The 25,439-nt window shown below is 35.7% G+C and carries 19 protein-coding genes and 5 tRNA genes; 21 read left to right on the top strand and 3 right to left on the bottom strand.

What is annotated here, in order from left to right:
- Positions 1–93 precede the first annotated feature (93 nt).
- The 8 genes from GYX25_RS00485 to recB all read left to right on the top strand — a co-directional run bounded on the left by GYX25_RS00485 (position 94) and on the right by recB (position 11,336).
- Positions 94–1,017 (top strand): LysR family transcriptional regulator, encoded by a 924-nt coding sequence (locus GYX25_RS00485; RefSeq protein ID WP_091347558.1) that lies wholly within the window; start codon positions 94–96, stop codon positions 1,015–1,017.
- Positions 1,018–1,165: 148 nt separating this feature from the next.
- Positions 1,166–1,435 (top strand): 30S ribosomal protein S15, encoded by a 270-nt coding sequence (gene rpsO / locus GYX25_RS00490; RefSeq protein WP_085164450.1) that lies wholly within the window; start codon positions 1,166–1,168, stop codon positions 1,433–1,435.
- A 307-nt stretch (positions 1,436–1,742) separates the two neighbouring features.
- Positions 1,743–3,857, top strand: coding sequence for a polyribonucleotide nucleotidyltransferase (gene pnp / locus GYX25_RS00495; protein WP_174786419.1), 2,115 nt, complete (start codon positions 1,743–1,745; stop codon positions 3,855–3,857).
- A 26-nt stretch (positions 3,858–3,883) separates the two neighbouring features.
- The gene (gene nlpI / locus GYX25_RS00500) at positions 3,884–4,744 is read left to right on the top strand and encodes a lipoprotein NlpI (RefSeq protein WP_167349303.1); all 861 of its coding nucleotides are present in this window, start codon (positions 3,884–3,886) and stop codon (positions 4,742–4,744) included.
- A 350-nt stretch (positions 4,745–5,094) separates the two neighbouring features.
- Entirely contained in the window at positions 5,095–6,861 is a 1,767-nt protein-coding gene (locus GYX25_RS00505; protein ID WP_091347550.1) for a DEAD/DEAH family ATP-dependent RNA helicase, read from the top strand.
- 248 nt (positions 6,862–7,109) lie between these two features.
- On the top strand, positions 7,110–7,406 hold the full coding sequence (locus tag GYX25_RS00510; RefSeq protein WP_091347547.1) for a YfcZ/YiiS family protein: 297 nt from the start codon (positions 7,110–7,112) through the stop codon (positions 7,404–7,406).
- Positions 7,407–7,416: 10 nt separating this feature from the next.
- A complete protein-coding gene (gene sixA / locus GYX25_RS00515) occupies positions 7,417–7,875 on the top strand; it encodes a phosphohistidine phosphatase SixA (RefSeq protein WP_174786420.1) in 459 nt (152 codons plus the stop codon).
- Positions 7,854–11,336 (top strand): exodeoxyribonuclease V subunit beta, encoded by a 3,483-nt coding sequence (gene recB, locus GYX25_RS00520; RefSeq protein ID WP_174786421.1) that lies wholly within the window; start codon positions 7,854–7,856, stop codon positions 11,334–11,336. The genes sixA and recB overlap by 22 nt, the downstream gene beginning before the upstream one ends.
- A 120-nt stretch (positions 11,337–11,456) precedes the next feature.
- On the opposite strand, the gene GYX25_RS00525 is transcribed toward recB, so the two are convergent.
- Positions 11,457–12,233 (bottom strand): hypothetical protein, encoded by a 777-nt coding sequence (locus tag GYX25_RS00525; RefSeq protein ID WP_174786422.1) that lies wholly within the window; start codon positions 12,231–12,233, stop codon positions 11,457–11,459.
- A gap of 779 nt (positions 12,234–13,012) precedes the next feature.
- Between GYX25_RS00525 and GYX25_RS00530 the strand changes: the two genes are divergently transcribed.
- The 7 genes from GYX25_RS00530 (at position 13,013) to GYX25_RS00560 (ending at position 15,397) form a co-directional block, all read left to right on the top strand.
- Positions 13,013–13,627 (top strand): TIGR04211 family SH3 domain-containing protein, encoded by a 615-nt coding sequence (locus GYX25_RS00530; protein WP_174786423.1) that lies wholly within the window; start codon positions 13,013–13,015, stop codon positions 13,625–13,627.
- Entirely contained in the window at positions 13,628–14,725 is a 1,098-nt protein-coding gene (locus GYX25_RS00535) for a hypothetical protein (protein ID WP_091347534.1), read from the top strand.
- A gap of 116 nt (positions 14,726–14,841) precedes the next feature.
- Positions 14,842–14,918, top strand: a tRNA-Met gene (locus GYX25_RS00540).
- A gap of 37 nt (positions 14,919–14,955) precedes the next feature.
- A tRNA-Leu gene (locus GYX25_RS00545) sits at positions 14,956–15,040 on the top strand.
- 25 nt (positions 15,041–15,065) lie between these two features.
- Positions 15,066–15,140: transfer RNA gene (locus GYX25_RS00550), tRNA-Gln, on the top strand.
- 78 nt (positions 15,141–15,218) lie between these two features.
- Positions 15,219–15,303 (top strand) — tRNA-Leu (locus GYX25_RS00555).
- Between the two features lie 19 nt (positions 15,304–15,322).
- Positions 15,323–15,397 (top strand) — tRNA-Gln (locus tag GYX25_RS00560).
- 268 nt (positions 15,398–15,665) lie between these two features.
- Here the strand turns inward: GYX25_RS00560 and GYX25_RS00565 are convergent.
- The gene (locus GYX25_RS00565) at positions 15,666–16,466 is read right to left on the bottom strand and encodes a YdgH/BhsA/McbA-like domain containing protein (RefSeq protein ID WP_167349301.1); all 801 of its coding nucleotides are present in this window, start codon (positions 16,464–16,466) and stop codon (positions 15,666–15,668) included.
- A gap of 344 nt (positions 16,467–16,810) precedes the next feature.
- Positions 16,811–17,422, bottom strand: coding sequence for an NUDIX hydrolase (locus tag GYX25_RS00570; protein ID WP_091347529.1), 612 nt, complete (start codon positions 17,420–17,422; stop codon positions 16,811–16,813).
- Between the two features lie 92 nt (positions 17,423–17,514).
- Here GYX25_RS00570 and GYX25_RS00575 point away from each other — a divergent pair, with 92 nt between their 5' ends.
- The 6 genes from GYX25_RS00575 to lepB all read left to right on the top strand — a co-directional run bounded on the left by GYX25_RS00575 (position 17,515) and on the right by lepB (position 25,433).
- Entirely contained in the window at positions 17,515–20,019 is a 2,505-nt protein-coding gene (locus GYX25_RS00575) for a class I adenylate cyclase (protein ID WP_174786424.1), read from the top strand.
- Between the two features lie 219 nt (positions 20,020–20,238).
- Complete coding sequence (rpoE, locus tag GYX25_RS00580; protein ID WP_091347525.1) at positions 20,239–20,811, top strand: RNA polymerase sigma factor RpoE; 573 nt, start codon at positions 20,239–20,241, stop codon at positions 20,809–20,811.
- A gap of 46 nt (positions 20,812–20,857) precedes the next feature.
- Positions 20,858–21,430 (top strand): RseA family anti-sigma factor, encoded by a 573-nt coding sequence (locus GYX25_RS00585; protein ID WP_174786425.1) that lies wholly within the window; start codon positions 20,858–20,860, stop codon positions 21,428–21,430.
- Between the two features lie 6 nt (positions 21,431–21,436).
- A complete protein-coding gene (locus GYX25_RS00590; RefSeq protein ID WP_091347521.1) occupies positions 21,437–22,423 on the top strand; it encodes a MucB/RseB C-terminal domain-containing protein in 987 nt (328 codons plus the stop codon).
- A 167-nt stretch (positions 22,424–22,590) separates the two neighbouring features.
- Entirely contained in the window at positions 22,591–24,387 is a 1,797-nt protein-coding gene (gene lepA, locus GYX25_RS00595; RefSeq protein WP_085247418.1) for a translation elongation factor 4, read from the top strand.
- A 47-nt stretch (positions 24,388–24,434) separates the two neighbouring features.
- Entirely contained in the window at positions 24,435–25,433 is a 999-nt protein-coding gene (lepB, locus tag GYX25_RS00600; RefSeq protein ID WP_174786426.1) for a signal peptidase I, read from the top strand.
- Positions 25,434–25,439: the final 6 nt, after the last annotated feature.

Here is a 25,439-nt window from a genome sequence, read left to right on the forward strand (position 1 = left end):
AAAAACGATAACAATTATTTACTTCACTTAAATATGATTTAGTATATATTTGTGTTAAGCAAGATAGTTTGTGTTAAGACATTAACTGATATTATGAAACTCCAACAACTACGATATATTTTAGAAATTGCACGTTCAGGCTCAATTAATGAGGCAGCTAAAAATTTGTATATTACACAACCGAGTTTATCTACGGCGGTAAAGGATTTAGAAGCTGAATTTGGTATTGAGATTTTTGTACGTACCTCCAAAGGCGTTTCACTTTCGACCGATGGTGTTGAGTTTTTAGGTTATGCTAAACAAGTTTTAGATCAGGCTGAGTTATTGCAACAGCACTATTCAAAAAAAGCACCATCTAAGCAGCTATGTAGTATATCTACCCAACATTATGCTTTTGCGGTCAATGCCTTTGTTAATCTAATTAAAAAAAATCATACAGATGAATACGAGTTTACACTCAGAGAAACAAGAACATACGATATTATTACCGATGTTGCTAATTTACGCAGTGAAGTTGGCATCTTATATTTGACTGATTTTAACCAAAAGGTAATTTTGCGATTACTGAAAGAACATCGATTGACCTTTAATCCACTTTTTGAAGCGCATCCTCATGTATTTATTAGTACTCATCATCCATTAGCGGAAATGAAGTCATTAACGTTAGATGATTTAGATGATTATCCTTATCTTTCTTTCGAGCAGGGTGAATATAACTCATTTTATTTTTCCGAAGAGATTTTAAGTACGGTTTATCATAAAAAAAGTATTCATGTTAGTGATAGGGCAACGTTATTTAATCTATTGCATGGACTTAATGGTTATACGATTAGCACAGGGGTTTTAAGTACCGATTTAAATGGTTCTGATATTTTATCAATCCCCTTAGATGTAGAAGAAAAAATTCTAATCGGTTGGATCACATCCCAAAAAGCTCAATTAAGTCTATCAGCTCAAAATTATATTGAAGAACTAAAAAAACTTATTCAAGAAGAATATGGTTTTGAACTCAAGTAGAACTTGCCGTTAACTAAACAAATCAAATTGCTATTTTAATAAATTTTAGTATAATTGGAAAATTCATATTTTATAGTATGAATACTGAGGGATGTCTGAATTAGAGATCGGTCATTCCATATTTAATGTTAATTTTAAGAGGTTTATTATGTCTCTAACTGTAGAAACTAAAGCGAAAATCGTTGCTGAATATGGTCGTGGTACTAACGATACCGGTTCAACTGAAGTTCAAGTTGCTCTTTTAACTGCGCGTATTAATGATTTACAAGGTCATTTTTCTGAGCATAAAAAAGATCACCATAGTCGCCGTGGTTTGTTACGCATGGTGTCTAGCCGTCGTAAATTATTAGATTACTTACGTCGTAAAGATATCGAACGTTATAACCAACTGATTAAAAAACTAGGTTTGCGTCGCTAATTATCATCTACTTGAAAAGAGGCTTAGGCCTCTTTTTCGTTGTGAAAAATTTGCACTCTGATATAATACAGAGCTCAAAAAAATTAATATTTTATGTAAGTCAACAAAGTAAAGATTGTATCTCATGTTTCGCGCGACTAATGAGAGCTCTATAGTTTATAGATTTGTCATTAGTCGTGACAGTGAAATAATCTTTTTGTTGAATATATCCCCACATTGTTGAAGAGAGTATCAATAAGCGTAGTGTAGAACTGCGTCCTGTCGAAATATCAAACTTCAACATAACAAATAACAAGAGGACATTATTTTGTTTAATCCGACATATCAAAAATTTCAATATGGTCGTCATACTGTGACTTTAGAGACCGGTATTATGGCTCGTCAAGCAACTGCAGCTGTTATGGTTAATATGGATGATACTGCTGTATTTGTTACAGTTGTTGCTAATAAAAAAGTAAAAGAAGGTCAAGATTTTTTTCCGTTAACAGTTAATTACCAAGAACGTACTTATGCTGCAGGGCGTATTCCTGGAGGATTTTTTAAACGCGAAGGCCGTCCAAGTGAAGGCGAAACCCTAATTGCACGTTTAATTGACCGCCCACTTCGTCCATTATTCCCAGAAGGATTTGTTAATGAAATCCAAATTATTGCAACTGTTGTTTCAGTAAATCCTGATGTGAGCCCCGACTTAGTTGCTATGATCGGTGCTTCTGCTGCGCTTTGCTTATCTGGTGTACCATTCCACGGCCCTATTGGCGCTGCACGTGTCGGCTTTATTAATGATGAATTTGTCTTAAATCCATCAGTAAAAGAGCTTGCAACAAGTCGTTTAGATTTAGTTGTTGCAGGAACTAAAAGTGCAGTATTGATGGTTGAATCTGAAGCTGATCTACTGACTGAAGATCAAATGTTAGCCGCAGTGGTATTTGGTCATGAACAACAACAAGTTGTTATTGATAATATCAATGAATTTGTAGAAAAAGCCAATTGTGAAAAATGGGATTGGGTAGCCCCAGCTAAAAACGAAGCGCTATATAATACTATTACTGAACTCGCTAAAGATCGCCTAGGAGAGGCTTACCGTATCACTGAAAAACAAACGCGCTATGCTCAAATTGATCTAATTAAAGAAGAAGTATTAGCAGCACTAAAAGAACAGAATGAAGAATTAGATGAAAACGAAGTTATCAATATCATCGTCGATTTAGAGAGCCAAATTGTTCGTAAGCGTGTTATTGCGGGCGAACCTCGTATAGATGGTCGCGAAAAAGATATGATTCGTGCGCTTGATATCCGTACAGGTGTTTTACCACGAACACATGGTAGTGCTTTGTTTACTCGTGGAGAAACCCAAGCATTAGTTACTGCAACTTTAGGAACAGAGCGTGATGCTCAGATTATTGATGAATTAACGGGTGAATATACTGAACGTTTCTTACTTCATTACAACTTTCCACCCTATTCTGTTGGTGAAACAGGCATGGTTGGGTCACCAAAACGTCGTGAAATTGGTCACGGTCGTTTGGCTAAACGTGGTGTTGCGGCAGTAATGCCAAGTCGTGAAGAATTTCCATACACTGTCCGAGTAGTATCAGAAATTACTGAGTCAAATGGCTCATCTTCAATGGCTTCTGTCTGTGGTGCTTCGCTGGCACTAATGGATGCTGGAGTACCAATTAAGTCATCCGTTGCTGGTATTGCAATGGGGTTGGTAAAAGAAGGCGACCAGTTTGTAGTATTGTCAGATATTCTTGGTGATGAAGACCACCTTGGTGATATGGACTTTAAAGTAGCGGGTACGCGCGAAGGTGTTAGCGCATTACAAATGGATATCAAAATTGAAGGTATCACTAAAGAAATTATGCAAGTGGCACTTAACCAAGCGAAAGGTGCACGTTTACACATTTTAGGTGTAATGGAACAAGCAATTAATAAACCTCGTCAAGAAATATCAGAATTTGCACCACGTATTTATACAATGAACGTAAATCCTGACAAAATCCGCGATATTATCGGTAAAGGTGGCGCAACAATTCGAGCCTTAACCGAAGAAACCGGAACAACCATTGAAATTACTGATGATGGTACAGTTAAGATTGCTGCTTCAGATGGTAATAAAGCGAAAGATGCTATGGCGCGTATTACTAACTTAGTTGCTGATGTCGAAATTGGTAAAATTTATACAGGAAAAGTAACTCGAATCGTTGATTTTGGTGCCTTTGTATCTGTTATTGGCGGGAAAGAAGGACTTGTCCATGTTTCTCAAATTGCTGATCATCGAGTAGAAAAAGTGGCTGATTATTTAAAAGTAGGTCAAGAAGTGAGTGTTAAAGTACTTGAAATTGATCGCCAAGGCAGAATCCGTTTGAGTATGAAAGATGCTGTTGAGCAGACAGTAGATGTCGCTCCAACAGCAGAATAAAAGTATTATTCACTAGGGGGATAAAAGTGGGATTATTCAACCTGAGAACTGTATACTGCTCTTTGCTAGCCGTTATTCTTTTGTCGGGTTGTTCTAACTCCCAGCCTTTGCTGGCTGTTCCTGAGCAAGTTTCATATGATGACGAATTAAAAATTGCTCAGATCAGCCAACAGTTATCACGAAAAGATCTTGATACTGTAACGCGAATGCAACTTATCTTTGAGCGTGGTATTGTTTACGATTCATTAGGTTTTAAAGCCTTTGCACAAAGTGATTTTTCTTATTTGTTAAATTTTAATCCAGAAATTCCAGATGTTTATAATTTTTTGGGAACTTATGCTCTCAGAGAAGGTAATTTTGATGAAGCTTTAACATCGTTTAATACGACCTTAGAGCTTGATCCTACTTATGCTTATGCTTACTTAAATCGTGCAATTACATTATATCGCACAGGGCATTATCAAGCTGCAGAGCGTGATGCACTACAGTTTTATCAATATGATGTGAACGAACCCATCAGAATTTTATGGCTTTATCTGATTGAAAAAGAAAATGATAATAAAGCTGCCCAAAATGAGCTACAAAAACGTTATGATTTGATTAATGATAAAACGGTTTATAGTGGTAATATTATTGCATTTTATCTAGGTAAAATAAACGAGTCTAGATTAATGCAGAACCTTCAACAGGGTGTTGAAAATAATCGGCAGTTAGCCGAGCGCCTTTGTGAAGCCTACTTTTACTTAGGTAAGTATTATCAAAGTAAAGGTGACAATGAGCGTGCCAAAATGTTATTTAAATATGCTTTAGCTAATAATATTTATAACTATGTTGAACATCAACAGGCACTCTATGAAATAAAGTTACTTGAAGAAAAAGAAAAGTAACAAGGGTCATGCCAGTTTTAAAAGTGAAAATATTGTTATAGCGTAGTTCTGATTTGCCAATAATATATTCTCAATATTTGATAATGTAGTTAGCTTTATCTTAGTTATATCAATTATCTTAAAATTTATGTTGTTTTATATCGGATAATTGTTGGGATAATATTGGCAGTTAGTTATTGGGGTGAGTTGTAAATTTTCAATTTAGTGAGCTGGCATAAATTTATATTTGCTTTCTTTATTTGGTTTAGCAAAAACAAGATATATTAAAATTGGTGTTAGTTAATAATCATCAATCTTTTTGTTAACTAAATAAGCAAGTTTATATATTCAAAATTTATAAGCGAGTTTACATGACAACAGAAGTTTCTTTTATTGATCTTGGTTTATCCGAGGATATTCTTAACGCATTAAATGATCTTGGTTTTAGCAAGCCATCACCAATCCAATCAGAGTGTATTCCTTTATTATTAAAGGGTAACGATGTATTGGGAATGGCACAAACGGGTAGCGGTAAAACTGCTGCTTTTTCAATCCCTTTTTTAATGAATATTGATGCAAACTTAAAAGCGCCACAACTTTTAGTTCTAGCACCAACGCGTGAATTGGCTATGCAAGTTGCAGATGCTTGTTCTGAATATTCAAAATATATGAAAGGGATAAAAGTACTAGCTTTATATGGCGGTCAGCGTTATGACGTGCAATTACGTGCTTTAAAACAAGGACCACAAATTGTTGTTGGTACACCAGGGCGTTTGCTTGATCACTTAAATCGTAAAACATTGGATCTTTCCAATTTGAAAGGTTTAGTGCTTGATGAAGCTGACGAAATGTTAAGAATGGGCTTTATTGATGATGTTGAAAGCATCATGGCAACCATTCCTGAAAATCACCAAACAGCGTTATTTTCGGCAACGATGCCAGCACCGATTCGTCGTATTACTAAACGATTTATGCACAATCCGAAAGAAGTTCAAATTAAAGGTACTAATCAAACGGCGCCTGATATTGACCAAAGTTATTGGCTTGTTCGCGGTATGCGTAAAAACGAAGCAATTGTTCGCTTTTTAGAAGCAGAAGATTTTGATGCTGCCATTATTTTTGTTAGAACAAAATCGGCTACTTTAGATGTGGCAGAAGTACTTGAAAAACATGGTTATAGTTGTGCTGCATTAAATGGCGATATGACACAACAATTGCGTGAACAGACATTAGATCGTTTACGTAATGGTCGTTTAGATATTTTAATTGCAACAGATGTTGCGGCTCGTGGTTTAGATGTTGAACGTATTAGCTTAGTGATTAACTATGACATTACATTGGATTCTGAATCTTATGTTCACCGTATTGGGCGTACAGGGCGAGCAGGACGTGCTGGTCGTGCTATTTTATTTGTTGATAGTCGTGAACGTCGTTTGCTTAAAAATATTGAGCAAACCATTAAAAAACCAATTCCAGAAGTTGGATTACCATCAAAAGAATTACTTGAAAAACGCCGTTTAGCTAAGTTTACTCAGCAAGTTCAGAAACAATTAGAAAGTAGTGATTTAGAACAATATCAAACCTTATTATCACAAATACAGGCTGATAGTGGTACTGATCTGGAAACATTAGCAACAGCATTATTAAAATTAGCTCAAGGCGAACGTCCACTCATTCTTCCACCTGATCCGGTATTTAAACCATCACGAGATACCCGTGATTTTGATGGTCGTGGAGGAGAACGTCGTTTACGCGGGGATAACCGTGAAACGCCAAAACGTCGTGAACGTCGTGATGTAGGCGACATGGATATGTATCGTATCGAAATTGGTAAAGAAAATGGTGTAGAAGTTCGTCATATCGTTGGCGCTATTGCAAATGAAGCAGATATTAGTAGTCGTTATATTGGTAATATTAAGCTTTATGAGACTTACTCTACTGTTGAATTGCCAAAAGGGATGCCAAAAGACATATTAAAACACTTTGAAAAAGTAAGAGTGCTTAATCAGCCAATGAAAATGAGTCTTGTTAGCGGAGCGGCCTCTGATGCTAAGCGAGGGCGTAAAAGCAACAAATTTGATGCATCAGATAAAGGGGGCGCTAAAAAACGCGGTCGCCCTTCAGCACCTAAATTTTAGTTTGACTAACCTTTGCCCAAGTGGCAAAGGTTTTTTTATTCATTTCATACGTATTATTACAGTTCCTTGCACTAGCGTCATATAATCAATGCTAATCAAATATTGGTTTTATTTAACTTGTAGTTATTCAAAAATAAAGGATTTTAATTGCATCACTTTAACTGCAATAAAAAAGCGTTAGCATTTTGCCCTAAGTTATGATTAAGAGTATACTGTTAGCAATATTAACAGGTAAATTGAGGTATAGCATGACAGATTCTTTAAACAAATGTAAAGCAAACGAAACTGCAGCGTGTTGTTGTGTGGATGTTGGCACAATCATTGACAACGAAGATTGTAGCGCAGAGTATGAACATATTTTTGTAACAGAATCGGAAGCTCAGGCAAAATTAGTTTTATTGACTCAGGCAGCCGAAGATGTTGCAACTGAACCATGTGAAATCACAAGCCGGATTGAAAAGGTGAACAATGGTTTTAAATTAACTGCTAACTTCACTTTTTGTTGCGGTGCTGAATGCATGATTTTCCAATTAAAATTACGCTAATTAAACATTTATGAAAGTTTGCATTATGAGACACGGTGAAGCCGGATTTTCAGCTTCATCGGATTCAAGCCGCACGTTAACGAATTATGGTATTGAGCAGTCAAATCAAGCGGGAATATGGCTTAAACAGCAAAACTACCAATTTGATTGTGGTTTAGTGAGTCCTTACCTACGAGCTCAACAAACATTAACCGAATTATCATCACATGTTAGTGTTGCAAGTATTGAAACTCATTCGTTTTTAGTGCCTGGCGGTAGCCCATCTCATGTTGCCGATATATTAACGGTGTTATTAAATGATGGTGTTGAAAATGTGATTGTGGTATCACATTTGCCTTTAGTAGGCTATTTAGTTAATGAACTGTGTCCTCATGTTTCTCCTCCTATGTTTCCTACTGCTGCAATTGCTTGTATTAGTTTATCGCCCAACTCTGCAGGGAAATTTGAATGGTTTCATCAAGCAGAGTAAAAAAACTTAATCTTTTTGATTTACCTTTAACTGGTCGAACTTTGATTGAAGCGTCAGCTGGAACAGGTAAAACTTATTCGCTTGCCTTCATTTACTTAAGGTTATTGCTTGGTATTGGCCAAAATAGTCATCCAATACCTTTAGAAGTAAATGAAATTCTAGTCGTTACCTTTACTAAAGCGGCAACTCAAGAATTACGCTCGCGGATAAGACAAAATATTCAAGAATTGCGAATTGGGTTGCTAAAAGGACAACATCAAGATCCTATTTATCAACAATTAATTGATTTAATTGTTAATCGCGAGTTGGCTGTACAACAACTTACTGTAGCTCAACAATCAATGGATGATGCAGCAATTTATACTATACATAGTTTTTGTCAGCGAATACTCACTAGTCATGCTTTCGAATCTGGCGTTTTATTTGAACAAACGCTTATTTCTGATGAGAATCAACTAAAATTGCGAGTGGTACAAGATTTTTGGCGGCACTATTTTACGCCACTTGATAAACCACTTGCTCATTTAGTACTTAATACATGGCAAGATCCAACCTCATTATTGAAAGATATTAACCCATATTTAGGTCTAAGTCTTAACGATAATACCAAGGTAAACTCAGATATCAGTGTAACAATTGAGGAATTTTACCAACAAAATTATCAAAAGATTGAAGATATTAAACAGTCTTGGTTAGCATCGACTGATGAATTAGTTGATATCATCATCCAATCAGGAGTCAGTAAACAATCTTATAGCAGTCGATATTTGCCCAATTGGATAAATAAAGTATCTAAATGGGCTAGTAATCCAACGCTAACGTTTGAATTACCAAGCGAGCTTGAAAAATTTAAGCAATCAGTTTTAATTGAAAAAACGAAAGAAGGAAAGGTTGCTCCATGTCATTTTGTTTTTGAACAAATTGACAACCTATATCAACAGCCATTGAATTTACGCAGCCAAATCTTAATAGATATTGTTAGCGTGATTCAAAAAGGGATCTATAATGAAAAAATCAAACAAGGAAAAATGAGCTTTGATGATCTTATTTGGCAACTTAACCGAGCATTACAAGCAAAATCAGGCGAACGATTAGCGAAAAGTATAGCTTCAAAATACCGTGTAGCCTTGATTGATGAATTTCAAGATACCGATCCTGCACAGTATCAAATTTTTAACCGTATTTATGGCAACCCACACTCTGAACAAGGTTTGCTGTTTATTGGTGATCCAAAACAAGCAATTTATAGCTTTCGAGGCGCTGATATATTCACTTATTTAAAAGCCAAGCAATCAACGGGAGAAAATTATTTTACTATGGATGTAAACCATCGTTCATCTGCTTCGATGGTTAAAGCTGTTAACCAATTATTTGCTAATAATGATAATCCATTTATATTTAAAGATATTCCTTTCTTACCTATGGATGCGGCAAAACGAAATCAGCAAAAATCTTTACAAATTAATAACCAAGAAGTTGCTGCATTAGCTGCTTATTTATTGCCTGATGATATTGTAACAAATGATAGTTATCAAGAACTCATAGCTAGCTGTTGTGCTAACCAAATTGTGACTTTATTATCTAACTCCTCACTATTAATTGATAACGAAAAAGAACAACGTCCTGTAACTACTGCTGATATTGCGATCTTAGTACGCACAGGGCGAGAAGCTAGCATTATTCAGCAAAAATTGGCCAATTGTGGCGTTAAAAGTGTTTATTTATCAAACCATAGTAGTGTCTTTTCTTCAATTGAAGCAAAAGAGGTATTGAACCTATTACAAGCAGTCTTGATGCCTGAAAATGAAACAAAACTAAGATTAGCATTAATGACCTCGCTCTTGGGGCAAACGATGACTGAGCTTGAGCAAATCAGCGATGATCAAGATAAATGGGAGAACTTAGTCGAAGAATTCAAACAATATCAAGCAATTTGGCAATACTATGGTGTATTAGTGATGTTACGCAGAATGATGAAAAAACGTCATTTAGCTGAAAATATCTTAGCTCGCCAAGACGGTGAGAGAACATTAACTAACTTAATGCATTTAGGTGAATTACTCCAAGACGCTTCTTATGAGTTAGATAGTCCCCATGCCTTAATTCGTTGGTTGACGAAACAAATAGTTAGTCCAGATCCGAATCTGGAAAATCATCAGCAACGGCTTGAAAGTGACGAAAATCTTGTCAAAATAATTACCATTCATAAATCCAAAGGGTTGGAATTCCCAATTGTTTGGTTGCCGTTTATTTCGATGTATCGTGTGTCTGACAGCCAATTTTATCACGATAAAGACAATGACTATCAACCAACTTATGCATGGTTATTAACTAACGAAATTAAGCAACAAATAGAAGATGAACGCCTTGCTGAAGATTTGCGGCTATTATATGTTGCAATGACGCGTTCGGTTTATCATTGTAGTATTGGGCTTGCCTCTTTGAAAAAAAACAGATCGGCTATTAATCATTTATTAAAAGGCGATTTAAGAACAATTGCCAATATGGCTCATCTAGTTGATGTCCAATTGCCGATAGAGAACAAACAATATTTTCCCTCAATTTTACCAAATCAATTATTATCGGCTAACGCATTTACACGTAAGATATCAAACAGTTGGCGAGTCACAAGTTATACAGAATTGCAAAAAAATAATCATATTGTATTGGCTTATAATTCCGATATTATTAACGATTGGGATGAATCTACACTCGAATCTGACAACGTTGAACCAAAAGATTTACCATACGATATTCATCATTTTCCTAAAGGTGCATATGTCGGTACATTGATGCATAGCATGATGGAAAATATCATGTCAGATAACTTTGATGAACTCTCTGAGAAAATGATAAAAAAACTCAATTTAGATTTAGTATGGAGTGGTGTAATAAAAAATTGGATGCAACAAATACTTTCGACTCAATTGCATGAGCCGAATTTAATATTATCACAAGTGCTAAAAGGGAAGTGCATTAACGAATTACAATTTTACCTCCCGATACGAAAAACTGTTACTAGTCAGCAATTGGATAGCTTATGTAAACAATATGATTCTTTATCAAAATTATGCCCTGAGTTAGATTTTGACTCCGTACAAGGCATGTTAAAAGGATTTATTGATTTAGTCTTTGAATTTGAAGGTAAATATTATATAGTTGATTATAAATCAAATTGGCTAGGTGAGAGTGTTGACTCTTATACCCCAAAAGCACTAGAAAAAGTAATGTGCGAGCACCGCTATGACTTGCAATATCAACTTTATTGTTTAGCATTACATCGTTTTTTAAAAAGTCGTTTATTAAATTATCAATACCAAACGCATTTTGGAGGTGTCTATTATCTCTTTTTGCGAGGTATGCCCGAACATGGCATTTTCTACCATCTACCTGAACAAGCATTTATTGAAGATCTTGATAAGCTATTTGATGGTGAAATGTCGTATAAAAAACACGATTAAATAACTAAAAATGAGCAATCAATAATAGATTGCCTGTTTTTATTCCTTGAATTTTCTAAGTAATTGTATAAGCATTTACACTTTTAATAAATCATGAAATGTTGAATTGTTTTTTTACAATTACCAATATTCGATTTCTCTTGTTGTTATTACAGTTCCAGTTCCTTGTGAACCTTGATTTTTTCTAAATGTGATGGCTTTAGTCCAATCACCATAATTGTTATACTCACCAAAAGTCGTTTCCGAACTAACAATTTTTTTATCTGGCAAAATTGAATACATTTCTAATTTTATTATTTGTTTTTTTAAGTTATATGAATAATTAAACTGGGTATAGATTTTTAATTTGTCATTTTTAAAAATTTGTCTTTCCAACTTTATGAGTTGAAAATCTTGCCAATGCATTTTAGTTTCAGTTTTTAGTTTACCAACTTCTGTAACAGAAAGAATAATTTTGCCATCTTTAAAAGTATTTATTTGATTGTATTTAAAGTCATTCTCGAAAATAGTACCATCGTTGACTCCCGATAATTTAATAAAATCATAATTATTATTATCTAATATGAAGTCCCCACCAGTGATATTAATTCGATATAAATGATTATAATGATTAAATTTTTTATGTTTATAATCGAATTCAAAACCAGTTTCAAGATTATTTGAATTAGCATATTTGGCATGGCTTGATAATATATTTCCTGATTTTGTATATTGATAAGTTTCAATACTTTCTAATTCACCATTAGCTTCTGTTTTAAGCACTTGCTTTTTTATATAACGAGAGTATGGAGCTATCATGGGTTCTTCATTCAAAGCTTTAAATTGTTTTGTTGTTGAATGGCAACTGCAAAGGAAAATAGATAAAATTAAATAACAATATGTAATAAAGTGTTTCATTTCTATACCTTGGTAATATTAATCGTATAAGTAATCACGCGTATTAACTAAAATCTGTATTGCTTTAGTTGAGTCAGGACCTTTTGGCAAAATTGAAATAGTGCTACTTGTAATAAACGAATGATATGCGTCATGTTTTTAGAGTCAAAATTATCACTATTTTTAATATTGCTTAAGTATCCCTGATGATTACATTTTTCGACCCATTGTCAGTAGGTTTTATAGTCTCACAGTAATGTGATGAAAAACCATCGCAATTAAAACTTCAAGAAGCGACAAAGGGCGTATTAATGGTAACCGATATTAAACATATATCGGTTGATATTATGCCATGATAACCACAGGTTCCCACTACATCATAAAACAGAGCTTATAAATCCCGTCCATGGAGAACATTCACTAATCCATATTAATGTCGTTCAAAATTATATTGGGCTGGTCAATTATTTAATAGATAACTCTGTTATTCATCAATAATATAGCAAAAATCCAATATCGTTTCACGCTTTACTTCAATGGGATTATGGATCTTTTTGTTTAGTCCTTGTGCTTTTTATTTGTAAAATGCATAGTCAGCAAAAGTCTACTTGGTTTGTTTAGATAAAAACAAATATAAAACATTCATCGTAAGGATAGTGTGAAATAAGACCTCAATATACTACGAATATTGTAGCCGATTTCGCTTTAGGGTTTAAAACGATTTATTATAAAATGACTATGCGAATTGCTGTTTATTTATGATATCATGTGCCTATTTATGGGTGATTGTTGGAAATATAATGAAAAAACAAAATATTATTGCGCTACTTTCGTTTTTGTCCATGGCTTTTGATACTTATGCTATAGACAAATATGTGACTGATAATGTCGATATTTATTTACGTCGTGGCCCGGGTTCGCAATATGCGTATTCTAATGCTGTTAAAGCTGGAGAAAAAGTTATTGAACTTGAAAAAAGCGCAGATGGTAAGTACACCCGCATTCAACTTAATAGTGGTAATACAGCTTGGATTGAAACAGCTAAACTAAGTGAGCAACCGAGCTATAAAGAGCGTTTTCCATCACTAGAAGCAAAACTTGCAGAATATCAAGACAAAGTTGATAATGCCGAAACAAATCAACAAAAATTGGTGAGCGACTATATCGAAAAGCTACAATTGGCTGAAAAATCAATAGAAACACTACAAAATAAGAATGCAGCCTTAGAACAGCAAGTCAAAGAGCAGGGCTCACAGATTGAATCGATGTTAAATCAAGTGGATGATAAACGTCGTGATCTTATTACCACTTGGTTTACCTATGGTGGACTTGTTGCTGGTGGTGGACTTATTTTAGGGTTAGTATTGCCAAGTATAATACCTAGACGTCGCAAAAAAGATCGTTGGATGCGATAGATGAGTAAAATCTATCTGGTAGGCGGAAGTGTACGTGATCGATTGTTGCATCTGCCGGTTGCCGACCATGATTGGGTTGTTGTTGGTGCTAGGCCAGACGAGCTTTTGACTTTAGGGTATCAACAAGTTGGTAAAGACTTCCCCGTATTTTTACATCCTACTACAAAAGAAGAATACGCATTGGCTCGTACTGAGCGCAAATCAGGTAAAGGTTATACTGGGTTTATTTGCGATTTTAGTGAAGAAATCACATTAGAACAGGATCTGATTCGTCGAGACCTAACGATTAACGCCATTGCCATGGATGAAAACGGCAATATCATCGATCCTTACCATGGTGTTGATGATATCAAAAAAAAGATTTTGCGCCATGTCTCGCCTGCTTTTCGTGAAGATCCGCTACGCATTTTACGCGTGGCACGCTTTGCTGCTCGTTTTTATCAACTTGGTTTTACAATAGCACCACAAACCCTAGATTTAATGAAACAAATGGTATTTGCTGGCGAAATAAGTTACTTAACAGCCGAACGCATATGGAAGGAAACCGAAAAGGCGTTATCAGCAGCAAACCCTCAAGTTTACTTTCAAGTGTTGGAACAATGCGGAGCATTTACATTACTCTTTCCTTCATTAGACTTATCAAACAATATTATTGATGCATTAAAACAATCCGCTTTATTAACCGACGATTTGACTATCCGTTTTGCGGTATTGTGTGCGCAGCTACCTAACAAGTCAGTGGTTGAAGCCTTATGTAAAAAAATCAAAGCACCTAACAACTACACTAAAATTGCCGTTATGGTTCAGCAATATCGTCACGATCTTGAATGTGTGCAAACGCTGACTGCGGAGCAAATTGTTTCTTTACTCAATAATATAGATGTTTGGCGTAATCCGTTACATCTTGACCAACTAATTATTGCAAGCCAAGCGTTTGCTAAAACAACCTCATTTTCACAGGCAAATTACCTAAAAGAAGCTTATAACATTGCTAGCCATGTCAACGTGCAACACATTCTTGCTGAAGGTTATACTGGAAAACAAATTCATATTGAGCTACAAAAAAGGAGAATTGAAGCGTTATTAAACTGGATTTGATTGCATCTTAATCAGTTGTCGTTTTTTTTCAAAATATCTAAAAAAAATAGTTGACGATTTGACGTAACACAAGCATAATGCGCCTCGCAGTGTTGGTTATGACGTTGCGAATGAATGGCTACGTAGCTCAGTTGGTTAGAGCACATCACTCATAATGATGGGGTCACAGGTTCGAATCCCGTCGTAGCCACCATTAAGATTAGGTAGTACTTTTACCGGAAGTATCCAGTGCGGGTGTGGCGAAATTGGTAGACGCACCAGATTTAGGTTCTGGCGCCGCAAGGTGTGTGAGTTCAAGTCTCTCCACCCGCACCATTTAATCTTAATGACTATCCTTTATTGGGGTATAGCCAAGCGGTAAGGCAGCGGGTTTTGATCCCGCCACGCCCAGGTTCGAATCCTGGTACCCCAGCCATTCCAACTGCTCAAATTTTTGATATCTGATTATTTAGTCTATCTTTGTGATTACAATTTACTTTTTCGATTATTCTTAACGGGTATGGCGGAATTGGTAGACGCGCTAGATTCAGATTCTAGTTCCGAAAGGTGTGCGAGTTCAAATCTCACTACCCGTACCAGATATCACATCTCCTTCATTGGGGTATAGCCAAGCGGTAAGGCAGCGGGTTTTGATCCCGCCATGCCCAGGTTCGAATCCTGGTACCCCAGCCATATCTACACTCATAGATAGCCTTCTTAACGGTTGCTGTCTGTCTAAATACAATTTCTAATTAAACTAAAATACTGATTTGTTACTGTTGAATAGAATTTGAGGAATGCTTTTTGCTTGCTTAATTGATTATAACTGTTTTATTTTAATTTAAAATAAAAAAATTAATAAAATCAATACCTTTTCTGACTGATTTTTAAACTAAAGCCCACGCGGGCAAACGGATTGTCGCGTGGGATGATTTTTTATAAAGACGAGTCTATTGATGCTTTATTTATATAGATTGACAAAAATAGTTTGTGCAGTGCCTGCTGAGTTTGCTGACACTTCTTTCACATAATAAAAGTGTGCACCATTAGCAATAGCATGTTTTTGTGCGGCTTCGCTGATTTCGGACGTATTGTTAAAGCTTCCATGGAAGCTAATAGTATTGTATGGTGTCATACGTTTAAATGCATCGCTACTGATTTCGTAGGCATCTTGACCTTGTATTGCGGTTGTGACGATATAATCCCTTACAGGTGCATCTTTTTTGTATAAGGCAACGTCAATATCTTGTGCTTGATTTTGACTATCAGCCGATGAAATAGAATCGATATAAAATGCATAGGCATTTTTTTCAGCGGCTAATTTACTTGCAGCTTCAGTAATTGCAGAGGTGTTATTGTAATTGCCTTTCAATTTAACAACTTCAAATGGTAAATAGTAAAGCGCTTTTGAACGGCCATAGGAAACAACACCATTATAAGTAGTTACATTTTGTTCCACGGTGATTGGTGCATTAGAGCTATAAATGTTGGCATAAACAATAGCGCGATCTGACGAAGTTCCATTAGCAGGGCTTTCCATTGCTGTAATATAGTAATATTTAGCACCTGCTTCATCGGCAGCGCGCGAAATATCATTAGCAGCATTATTAGCTTGTAAATAACTTCCTGTCACTGAGATTTCTTTTAATGGGACTAAGTGGCGACTTTCTTTTGCAGTTAGTGGTTGAGCTGCGTAAAGATTGGCAACAGGCAAAGATAATAATACCGCTAAAGCAATAGAGGTTTTGGTAAAACGTTTCATGATTGAATCCTTCATTTTGAATTATTAAAATAGAAAATCACTGTTTAACGCTTATTTAATTAATAGATTTATAATGGTATTGCTTCGATAGTTTTCGAACTTGTGGAGCTCCTGAATGTTTTGTCCTTGTCTACTTGTTAAAAGCGTTAAGACATATCGTTGTTTTGGTAGGAATAAAAGTAAAACAACTAACTACCTTTATAAGACGTTCAGCAATAATCCTCAAGCTCTTTTAACAAAATAGTCAAGGCCTAGCACAAATTGCTTAAAATAAATTATTTAAAAAGATGTTAATTTTGTGCTGACTAGTCTATTTGTAATTGTTTCATATTTTGTTGATAGCATTATTTACAAATGGTTTCGATGAAACGCTTAAGGATTTGTGCGGTTAATCCCCAAATAACCCAATTATGATACTGATAAAAATAGACGGTATGCTCAGATCTTTTTTGCCAATGTGGTGAACGATTAGCAATGATATCAAAAGGAAAATCATCAGCAGGTTTATGCCCTACCAACATTGTTGCATGCTCTGGTGGATGATGAATAAACCACTCAACAGGGACGGTAAAAATCTGTTCAACCTCGTCATGGTTTAGTTGTAAATTATCTATTGAGTTTATTGTGCCTACAAATGGATAAATAATTATGCCTAATGTGGCAATAAATTTGGGTAATTGTCCTAAAATTTTTATTTGATCAAAGGTTATACCTAATTCCTCAACTGTTTCACGTTTGGCTGTGTATTCGGGATTGATATCAGTCAATTCAACACGCCCACCAGGAAAGCAAATATCCCCCGGTTGCCATCTTAATTTTTTCGATCTAACTTGAAATAAGATATGCAATTGATGATCAATATCCACGATAGGTAATAACACCGCAGCTTTGTTATCATCAAATTTAGTTTTTTCTTGTTTTTTAATCTGTTTAGCTATATTTTCAATTGTGATCATAATAATTAACTTTACTCAGTGTTTAAATTTTAGCCCTATTTACCTTGCATCAATAACATGCTAGATTTACTAAATGCGTTAATTTAATACGCGTGTTTTACCTAATTGAAGCCATGCAATATTATATCAATAACATAAAAAAAGAACTTGAAGATCTTGCTGATTTAAAACGAGAGCGAGCTCTATGTGGCATGCCTGATGAGTTTCAACAGGTATTTTTGTTACTTCCTGCTCTTTTCCATTATCATACTCCTGAGTTACCAGGATATATGGAGGGTAACATACCTTCAGGCATTGCTTGTTACCAATTATCCGATGATGTGAATAAACTACTTAAAAGTAAATTCAATTTTATTGCAACCAAAAATAAAACACTCACTTCTACTCTCCCAACAATATCTGCTTTATATTCAATGGGTAGCACCTGTTCTATTGGGCAATCAATTCAATCAGATCTTGATATTTGGATATGTATTGAAAACAGCTTAACAGAGCAACAAAAAGAAGCCTTACAGAAAAAATGTCGTTTAATCGAAAAATGGGCAGCCAATTTGCAAGTCAAATTAACGTTATTTGTGGTTGATGCTGATCGTTTTATCAATAAGCATCATGAATGTCTAATGGGCGAAAATTGCGGATCTGCACAGCATATATTGTTACTTGAGGAGTTTTATCGTTCAGCCAATTTATTAGCGGGTAAATTTTTATTGTGGTTTGCGGTACCTTACAATTTCACTGTAAATAACGTCACTTATCCAACTTATGAAGAGTGCGTTAACGCAATGGTTGATCTTAAGTTAATTGAACGAGAACAATGGATTGATTTTGGCCCGCTAACCGGCTTATCGGCTGAAGAGTATTTTGGCGCAAGTTTATGGCAACTTTATAAAAGTATTGATTCACCCTTTAAAGCGGTACTTAAAACCCTATTATTAGAAGCGTATTCATGGATTTACCCACAAAATAAGCCCGTTGCTTATCAAATGAGAGAACTCATTCAAAATGGTAAAATACATAAAGGAATGTATCTTGATTCATACTACATGTTATTAGACAGAATTAGTAACTATCTTATTGAAATTAACGATTTCCAGCGCCTTGAATTAATTCGCAACTGTTTTTACTTAAAAGTAAATGAAAAACTATCCATTCCAATGCAGTCACCGTCATGGCGTCGTACTATTTTGACTAATTTAGTAAATGATTGGGGATGGAATGAGCAACAAATTACAAAATTAGATGCCTGTCAAACTTGGAAAATAGGACAAGTACGAGAAATACATGAAATCTTGTTACACACCATGATGACAGGCTATCGAAATTTACTCAATTTTGGTCGTCGTAATAATTTAGACTCATTGATTAGTCCTCAAGATCTGGCGATCTTAACGCGCAAGCTCTATGCCGCTTTTGAAGTATTGCCGGGTAAGATCACCACTTTAAAGCTTAATATATCAGATAATTTGCAAGAAGACGCATTAACGTTTATTCATGTGGCTGAAGATCGCATCAATCGAGCGGGATGGTATGTTTATAATCAAAAACCCATGATGCAATCAATCATTGGTCATCAATATTTGGAATACAGCAAATACCTAGTGAAATTGGTGGGGTGGTGTTATTTCAACGGGTTAATTGCGGATTCAACTCACTTTTATTATCGTGATGGTCAAAATCGAAATGACTCAAAAATTAATAAATTAATCGCGGATCTAAAAAAATACTTTCCTATTGACGTGCCTGCAGCAACTGAAGAGCAGTTATATGGTCCTTGTGAAATCCGTCACTTAGCTATTATTTTAAATATAGAAGATGATCCTACAGTTAATATTGACTCAGACGATGGGGTAACTAATAGCGTACTTAATTACGGCAAAGACGAGCTAAGTTTGGTGGGATCAATTGATCTTCTTTATCGCAATTCGTGGAATGAAATTCGCGTACTCCATTTTAGTGGTGAATTATCCATGCTTGAAGCCATTAAGGCATTATTAAATCGCATGCACAAAGATGCAGACTTGCCCAATTCGATCGAAATTTTTTGTTATAGTGAATATTTAAGCGGTGAAATCAAACAGCAAATGAAAAAGCTCATGGATGAATGTATTGATCTACGTTTAACTACGACTCAAAATAACTCAACGCAAGTCAAACCATTAAGAATAGGCGGATCTTCTTGGTACCTATTTTTTGAACGGTTAGGTGTTTCCAGTCATCAATTTGAAAATGCGATCGATTTTTATGGTGCGGTATCCAATAACAAAGTGCAAGGCAGACCACTGAACATTTTAGACGAAACCAATGAGCTACCGATAGAAATAGACAGCGTTGCTTATAGCGGGATCATTCAATTCTTTTTTGAAGATACCGATACAGGTTTTGATCTTTATATTCTAAACGAACACAACCAAGTGGAAATTTACCGTAATTGTAACGGATCAAAAGATAACATGGTTAAAGATATTAACGAATTTTATGCCCTATCAGACGATCGTTTTACTTTTACGACTAGTAGCTCAGTTAATTTTAATCTACCTCAATTTTATCAAATCACTTATAATGACTGTGGTGAACGAGATATAATCCCACTCAATTAAACGATCTAAAAATGATCTTATTTAGACAGGGTTATGTCTAAAAGTTTCAGAAAACGATCCGTTTTAGTATAAAAAGAATAAAAATTTACAATTAATAAGTAAAATAATTAAATTTCTATTAAAATAATGGGAACTTTTTTTCAATTTAAGCATCTAACTGTTAGTGTGCACAAATATGGGCCGATAGACAGTTATTAACATAATAAGGAATGGCCTTTAATGGGGGAGCAAGTAACAGACCAAGTATTAGTTGATCGCGTTCTTAACGGCGATAAAAACGCATTTAATTTACTTGTGGTTCGTTATCAAAATAAATTAGCTCATTTGGTTTCTCGTTATGTATTAGCGTCTGAAGTTCCCGATGTTGTACAAGAGACTTTTATTAAGGCGTACCGGTCGTTAAGTCTTTTTAAAGGTGAAAGTGTTTTTTACACATGGTTGTATCGAATTGCGGTTAATACGGCAAAAAATTTTTTAATTTCTCAAGGGCGAAGGCCGCCGTCATCAGATATTGATGCTAGCGAAGCTGAAAGTTACGAAGGTGCGGATTCATTAAGGGATTTTGATAACCCCGAAAATCTAGCCCTTTCAGAAGAAGTAAAAAAAACCGTATTTGCAGCGATTGAAGCGCTACCTGATGACTTAAAAACAGCAATTACTTTGCGTGAAATTGACGGTTTAAGTTACGAAGAAATCGCTGAAATTATGAATACACCTGTTGGAACAGTGCGATCGCGGATCTTTAGAGCACGTGATGCAATAGATGAAAAAATAAAACCATTACTCAGTTAATGGCTATAAACTAATAAAGAGTAGTCATACATTTAAGGTATTTACTATGCAATTTACTACGCAAACAGAACAGAAAGAGCAACTTTCATTACTTATGGATGGTGAGTTCGCAAACGATCATATTATTGATGAAGTATCACAAAATGAAAGTTTGCAATCATGCTGGCACCGCTACCATATTGTAAGAGACACAATGCGAGGTGAGTTGCATAGTAGTGTATTGACGTTAGATATTTCTAATCAAATCGCTCAAGCTATTGCAAGCGAAGATTTATACAATCAACTTCCTGATCAGCCTAATACCAGCACAACCACATTACCAAAAGCTGAAAATCTAATTTGGATTCACGTTAAAGACTTTTTTGCTAAAGCAAGCCAAGTTGGACTTGCTGCGTGTGTAACGCTTGGTATTATTGCTGGTGTACAATATCAACAAAGCCAAACTGATAATACCAATGGAAGCCCTACATTAAACACCATTCCAGTGGGGGTTAATGTTGCGCCTGTAGGTGGGATTCATCAACAAAATGATCAACAACTACTTGAAAAGCGACAATACGACAAAATCAGATTGCTTGTACAAGATTATGAATTACAAAAAAGACTAAACGCTCATTAATTCAAAATGAAATTACCCCATTATAATTTCTTGCTACATTGTGTAAAACAGAGTGAAAACATTATTTTTGCTCTGTTTTTTGCATTTTTTTCAGCGTCGATTTATGCAGATGACACAAACGATGCCTTAGCGCTATTAAACAAAATGAATCATGCAGCGCAAACGCAAGATTACCGCATTCACTTCTTATCCCAAGATAAAGATCAGTATGCAACCACATTTGAATATAGTCATTTAGGGGCAACAAGCAAAGAGGCTGTTAACGCATGTCTACGTTATCTTGAAGGTCCAGATAAAGAGATCATCCTGCATAAAGGCATAACTAGTTATTTTCAACCAGACAGCCCATCGTTTTCGATTACAAGTTCCCGTATTATCGAGGTTTTCCCTGATGTTATTTATAATAATTTTAATGATCTAAAAGATATTTACGACTTTATTATATTAGGAAAAGCAAGAACCGCGAATCGCAGTGCACAACTGGTCAAAATTGTTGCGAAAGAAAAAGATCGTTATAGCTATGTGATTTGGATTGATGATGAAACTTATTTACCAATTAGGGTTGATCTATTAGATCAAAATAACGATATCATTAGCCAACTAAAAGTCATTCAGCTTGATGACAAATTTGATAAAAAACAGATTATTAGTTATATAAACGGCCGAACTTACCCCATTTTACTATCGATCGAAAAACAAAATAATTTGCTCGACCAATGGCGACTAGCTTGGTTACCACAAGGCTTTAAAGAAATAGCTGCCTATAATTTGAATTTTTATAGCTCTGATATTGCCACCAAGTTGTATTCAGATGGTGTATTTTCGTTTACAGTCAACATCTCGTCAGAACAAGCGAAGCAATCAAACCAAATCATTCAACAAGGCGGACAAACTATTTATTCAACTAACTTAGGTCACAAAAATATTATCGTCATTGGTAATTTACCGCGTACCACGGTTGAACGTATTGCACAAAATATCATCCAGAAATAAGCGCAAACTTCTCGATATCGCTATGCTTAGTTGCGATAAATGTGTAAAATGTTCCTCTTTCTGACTATATAATTATTTGCAATGCTGGTAATAACCAAAAGGCGTTTTAGGTAGTTGATTAGATAGTTAACCGTTAATAACCGAAATACTAATTATAATTTATTAATATGAATAAAAATATCCGCAATTTTTCAATTATTGCCCATATTGACCATGGTAAATCAACGCTTTCAGACCGCATAATTCAGATTTGTGGTGGACTGTCAGATCGCGAAATGGAAGCCCAAGTGCTCGACTCAATGGATCTCGAGCGTGAGCGAGGGATCACCATTAAAGCACAAAGTGTCACGCTTGATTATCATGCTAAAAATGGCGAAACCTATCAGCTCAATTTTATCGACACGCCAGGCCATGTTGATTTTTCGTACGAAGTATCGCGCTCGCTTGCTGCTTGTGAAGGCGCATTATTAGTTGTGGATGCGGGGCAAGGTGTTGAAGCGCAAACGCTAGCAAACTGCTATACCGCGTTAGATATGGATCTTGAAGTTGTTCCTGTCCTTAACAAAATTGACTTACCGGCTGCTGAACCAGAGCGCGTTGCAGCTGAAATCGAAGACATTGTTGGCATTGATGCAAGCAATGCTGTTCGCTGTTCGGCTAAAACTGGTGTTGGTGTTATTGATGTACTTGAACAATTAGTTAGCGACATTCCGCCACCAGAAGGGGACTCAACAGCACCATTACAAGCACTGATTATTGATTCGTGGTTTGATAATTACTTGGGTGTAGTTTCATTAATTCGCATAAAAAATGGCGAATTAAACAAAGGTGATAAGATCAAAGTTATGAGCACAGGCATGACTTATAACGTTGATCGACTTGGCATATTCACCCCTAAACAAGTTGACAAACAATGCTTGCATTGCGGCGAAGTGGGCTGGGTGGTTTGTGCTATCAAAGATATATTAGGCGCCCCAGTAGGTGATACCTTAACTTTAGCAAAAGCACCTGCGCAAACTCCATTACCGGGTTTTAAAAAGGTTAAACCGCAGGTTTATGCTGGGTTATTCCCAACCAGCTCCGACGATTATGAAGCTTTTCGTGATGCGCTTGGCAAATTAAGCCTAAACGATGCATCGCTATTTTACGAACCGGAAAATTCTGGCGCTTTAGGATTTGGATTCCGTTGTGGCTTCCTTGGTTTACTACACATGGAAATCATCCAAGAACGTTTAGAGCGTGAATACAATCTTGATCTTATTACTACTGCGCCAACAGTTGTTTATGAAGTGCTAACCACATCGAACGAAACAATTTATGTTGATAGCCCAGCAAAATTACCTGCAGTGAATAACATTCAGGAATTACGCGAACCGATTGCCGAATGTAACATATTAGTTCCGCAAACTTATTTAGGTAACGTCATCACACTATGCGTTGAAAAACGAGGCGTGCAAACCAACATGGTTTATCATGGTAATCAAGTTGCTTTAACGTACGAAATTCCAATGACTGAAGTTGTATTAGACTTTTTTGATAAACTCAAATCGACTTCGCGTGGGTATGCCTCATTAGATTATAGTTTTAAACGATTCCAAGCGGCCGATATGGTAAGATTGGATGTATTAATCAACGGTGAGCGAGTGGATGCATTAGCCCTAATCACCCATAAAGATAATGCACCCTATCGAGGACGAGAATTAGTCGAAAAAATGAAAGATCTTATTCCTCGTCAACTATTTGATATCGCTATTCAGGCAGCTATCGGCAATCATGTTATTGCACGATCAACAGTCAAACAGCTACGTAAAAACGTGTTGGCTAAATGTTATGGTGGTGACGTAAGTCGTAAAAAGAAACTTTTACAGAAGCAAAAAGAAGGTAAAAAACGCATGAAACAAGTGGGTAATGTCGAATTACCACAAGAAGCGTTTTTAGCGATTTTGCATGTAGGAAAAGATTAACTAACTAAAACGAATTGGTAAGAAGATTCATTTAAAGAGGAAAAAAAATGGCTGGAATATTTGCCATCATACTAGCAACAGCAACTTTTATCACTGGTATCTTTTGGTTTTTAGAAAAATTTAAATGGAAACCTGCAAGACAGCGAAAAGTTGAAGAAATTCGCACCCAAAGCAATGGTGAAATAGATGGAAAGATACTTGCCGAAGTTGGAAAACCCAAAGGTTGGGTGGAAAACTTCGCATCATTTTTTCCTGTTTTATTTGTTGTATTTTTTATCCGCTCATTTTTATATGAGCCGTTTCAAATCCCATCAGGATCAATGATACAAACATTACTAATTGGCGATTTTATTGCGGTTGAAAAATATGCTTATGGCTTGCGTGATCCTATTACTAACACCGTCATCATCCCAACAGGGCACCCTAAACGTGGTGATGTGGCCGTATTTAAACACCCCGATATTCCCCAAATGGATCTAATTAAGCGTGTTGTTGGTTTGCCGGGTGATAAAATCGTCTATCTGGTTAAAGAAAAGAAAATTGTAATTTACCCAGCGTGCCAAACAGCAGACACCAATTGCAAAGGTCAGCAATCACAGCCACTTGACTTGCATTACAGCGAACCAAAAGAAAGTAATTGGAAACAAGTTAACGAACAATTTAAAAATTTTCCAAGCTTTTATACCTTACAAGAATATGCTGATAAAGGCATTACCGACTCTGCTCGTGTTATAACATTTAATATGTATGTTCAACAAGAAACACTAGGTGACAAGACGCACGACATATTGACTACGCCTGATGCACTAGAAAATACAAATTATTACCGCCAAAATGGTCAACCTATAGCGACTTGGGTTGTGCCACAAGGTCATTACTTTATGATGGGCGACAACCGCGATAACAGTGGTGACAGTCGATACTTTGGTTTTGTACCTGAAGGTAACTTTGTTGGTAAAGCAACTGCTATTTGGATGAGCTTTGAAAAACAGCCCGACCAATGGCCTACTGGAATTCGCTTTAGTCGTATTGGTGGTATACATTAATAACTA

It is taken from the genome of Gilliamella sp. ESL0254, assembly GCF_013344985.1.
In the GTDB taxonomy this organism is placed as follows: domain Bacteria; phylum Pseudomonadota; class Gammaproteobacteria; order Enterobacterales; family Orbaceae; genus Gilliamella; species Gilliamella bombicola.

What these genes read in the sequence shown, in the direction of transcription:
- GYX25_RS00590 (WP_091347521.1), top strand. Translation starts at nt 21,437, where the DNA reads ATGAAATTACCCCATTATAATTTCTTGCTACATTGTGTAAAACAGAGT.
- rpsO (WP_085164450.1), top strand. Translation starts at nt 1,166, where the DNA reads ATGTCTCTAACTGTAGAAACTAAAGCGAAAATCGTTGCTGAATATGGT.
- GYX25_RS00485 (WP_091347558.1), top strand. Translation starts at nt 94, where the DNA reads ATGAAACTCCAACAACTACGATATATTTTAGAAATTGCACGTTCAGGC.
- GYX25_RS00570 (WP_091347529.1), bottom strand. Translation starts at nt 17,422, where the DNA reads ATGATCACAATTGAAAATATAGCTAAACAGATTAAAAAACAAGAAAAA.
- rpoE (WP_091347525.1), top strand. Translation starts at nt 20,239, where the DNA reads ATGGGGGAGCAAGTAACAGACCAAGTATTAGTTGATCGCGTTCTTAAC.
- GYX25_RS00525 (WP_174786422.1), bottom strand. Translation starts at nt 12,233, where the DNA reads ATGAAACACTTTATTACATATTGTTATTTAATTTTATCTATTTTCCTT.
- recB (WP_174786421.1), top strand. Translation starts at nt 7,854, where the DNA reads ATGGTTTCATCAAGCAGAGTAAAAAAACTTAATCTTTTTGATTTACCT.
- GYX25_RS00510 (WP_091347547.1), top strand. Translation starts at nt 7,110, where the DNA reads ATGACAGATTCTTTAAACAAATGTAAAGCAAACGAAACTGCAGCGTGT.
- lepA (WP_085247418.1), top strand. Translation starts at nt 22,591, where the DNA reads ATGAATAAAAATATCCGCAATTTTTCAATTATTGCCCATATTGACCAT.
- GYX25_RS00535 (WP_091347534.1), top strand. Translation starts at nt 13,628, where the DNA reads ATGAGTAAAATCTATCTGGTAGGCGGAAGTGTACGTGATCGATTGTTG.
- GYX25_RS00565 (WP_167349301.1), bottom strand. Translation starts at nt 16,466, where the DNA reads ATGAAACGTTTTACCAAAACCTCTATTGCTTTAGCGGTATTATTATCT.
- lepB (WP_174786426.1), top strand. Translation starts at nt 24,435, where the DNA reads ATGGCTGGAATATTTGCCATCATACTAGCAACAGCAACTTTTATCACT.
- GYX25_RS00505 (WP_091347550.1), top strand. Translation starts at nt 5,095, where the DNA reads ATGACAACAGAAGTTTCTTTTATTGATCTTGGTTTATCCGAGGATATT.
- GYX25_RS00585 (WP_174786425.1), top strand. Translation starts at nt 20,858, where the DNA reads ATGCAATTTACTACGCAAACAGAACAGAAAGAGCAACTTTCATTACTT.
- GYX25_RS00530 (WP_174786423.1), top strand. Translation starts at nt 13,013, where the DNA reads ATGAAAAAACAAAATATTATTGCGCTACTTTCGTTTTTGTCCATGGCT.
- sixA (WP_174786420.1), top strand. Translation starts at nt 7,417, where the DNA reads ATGAAAGTTTGCATTATGAGACACGGTGAAGCCGGATTTTCAGCTTCA.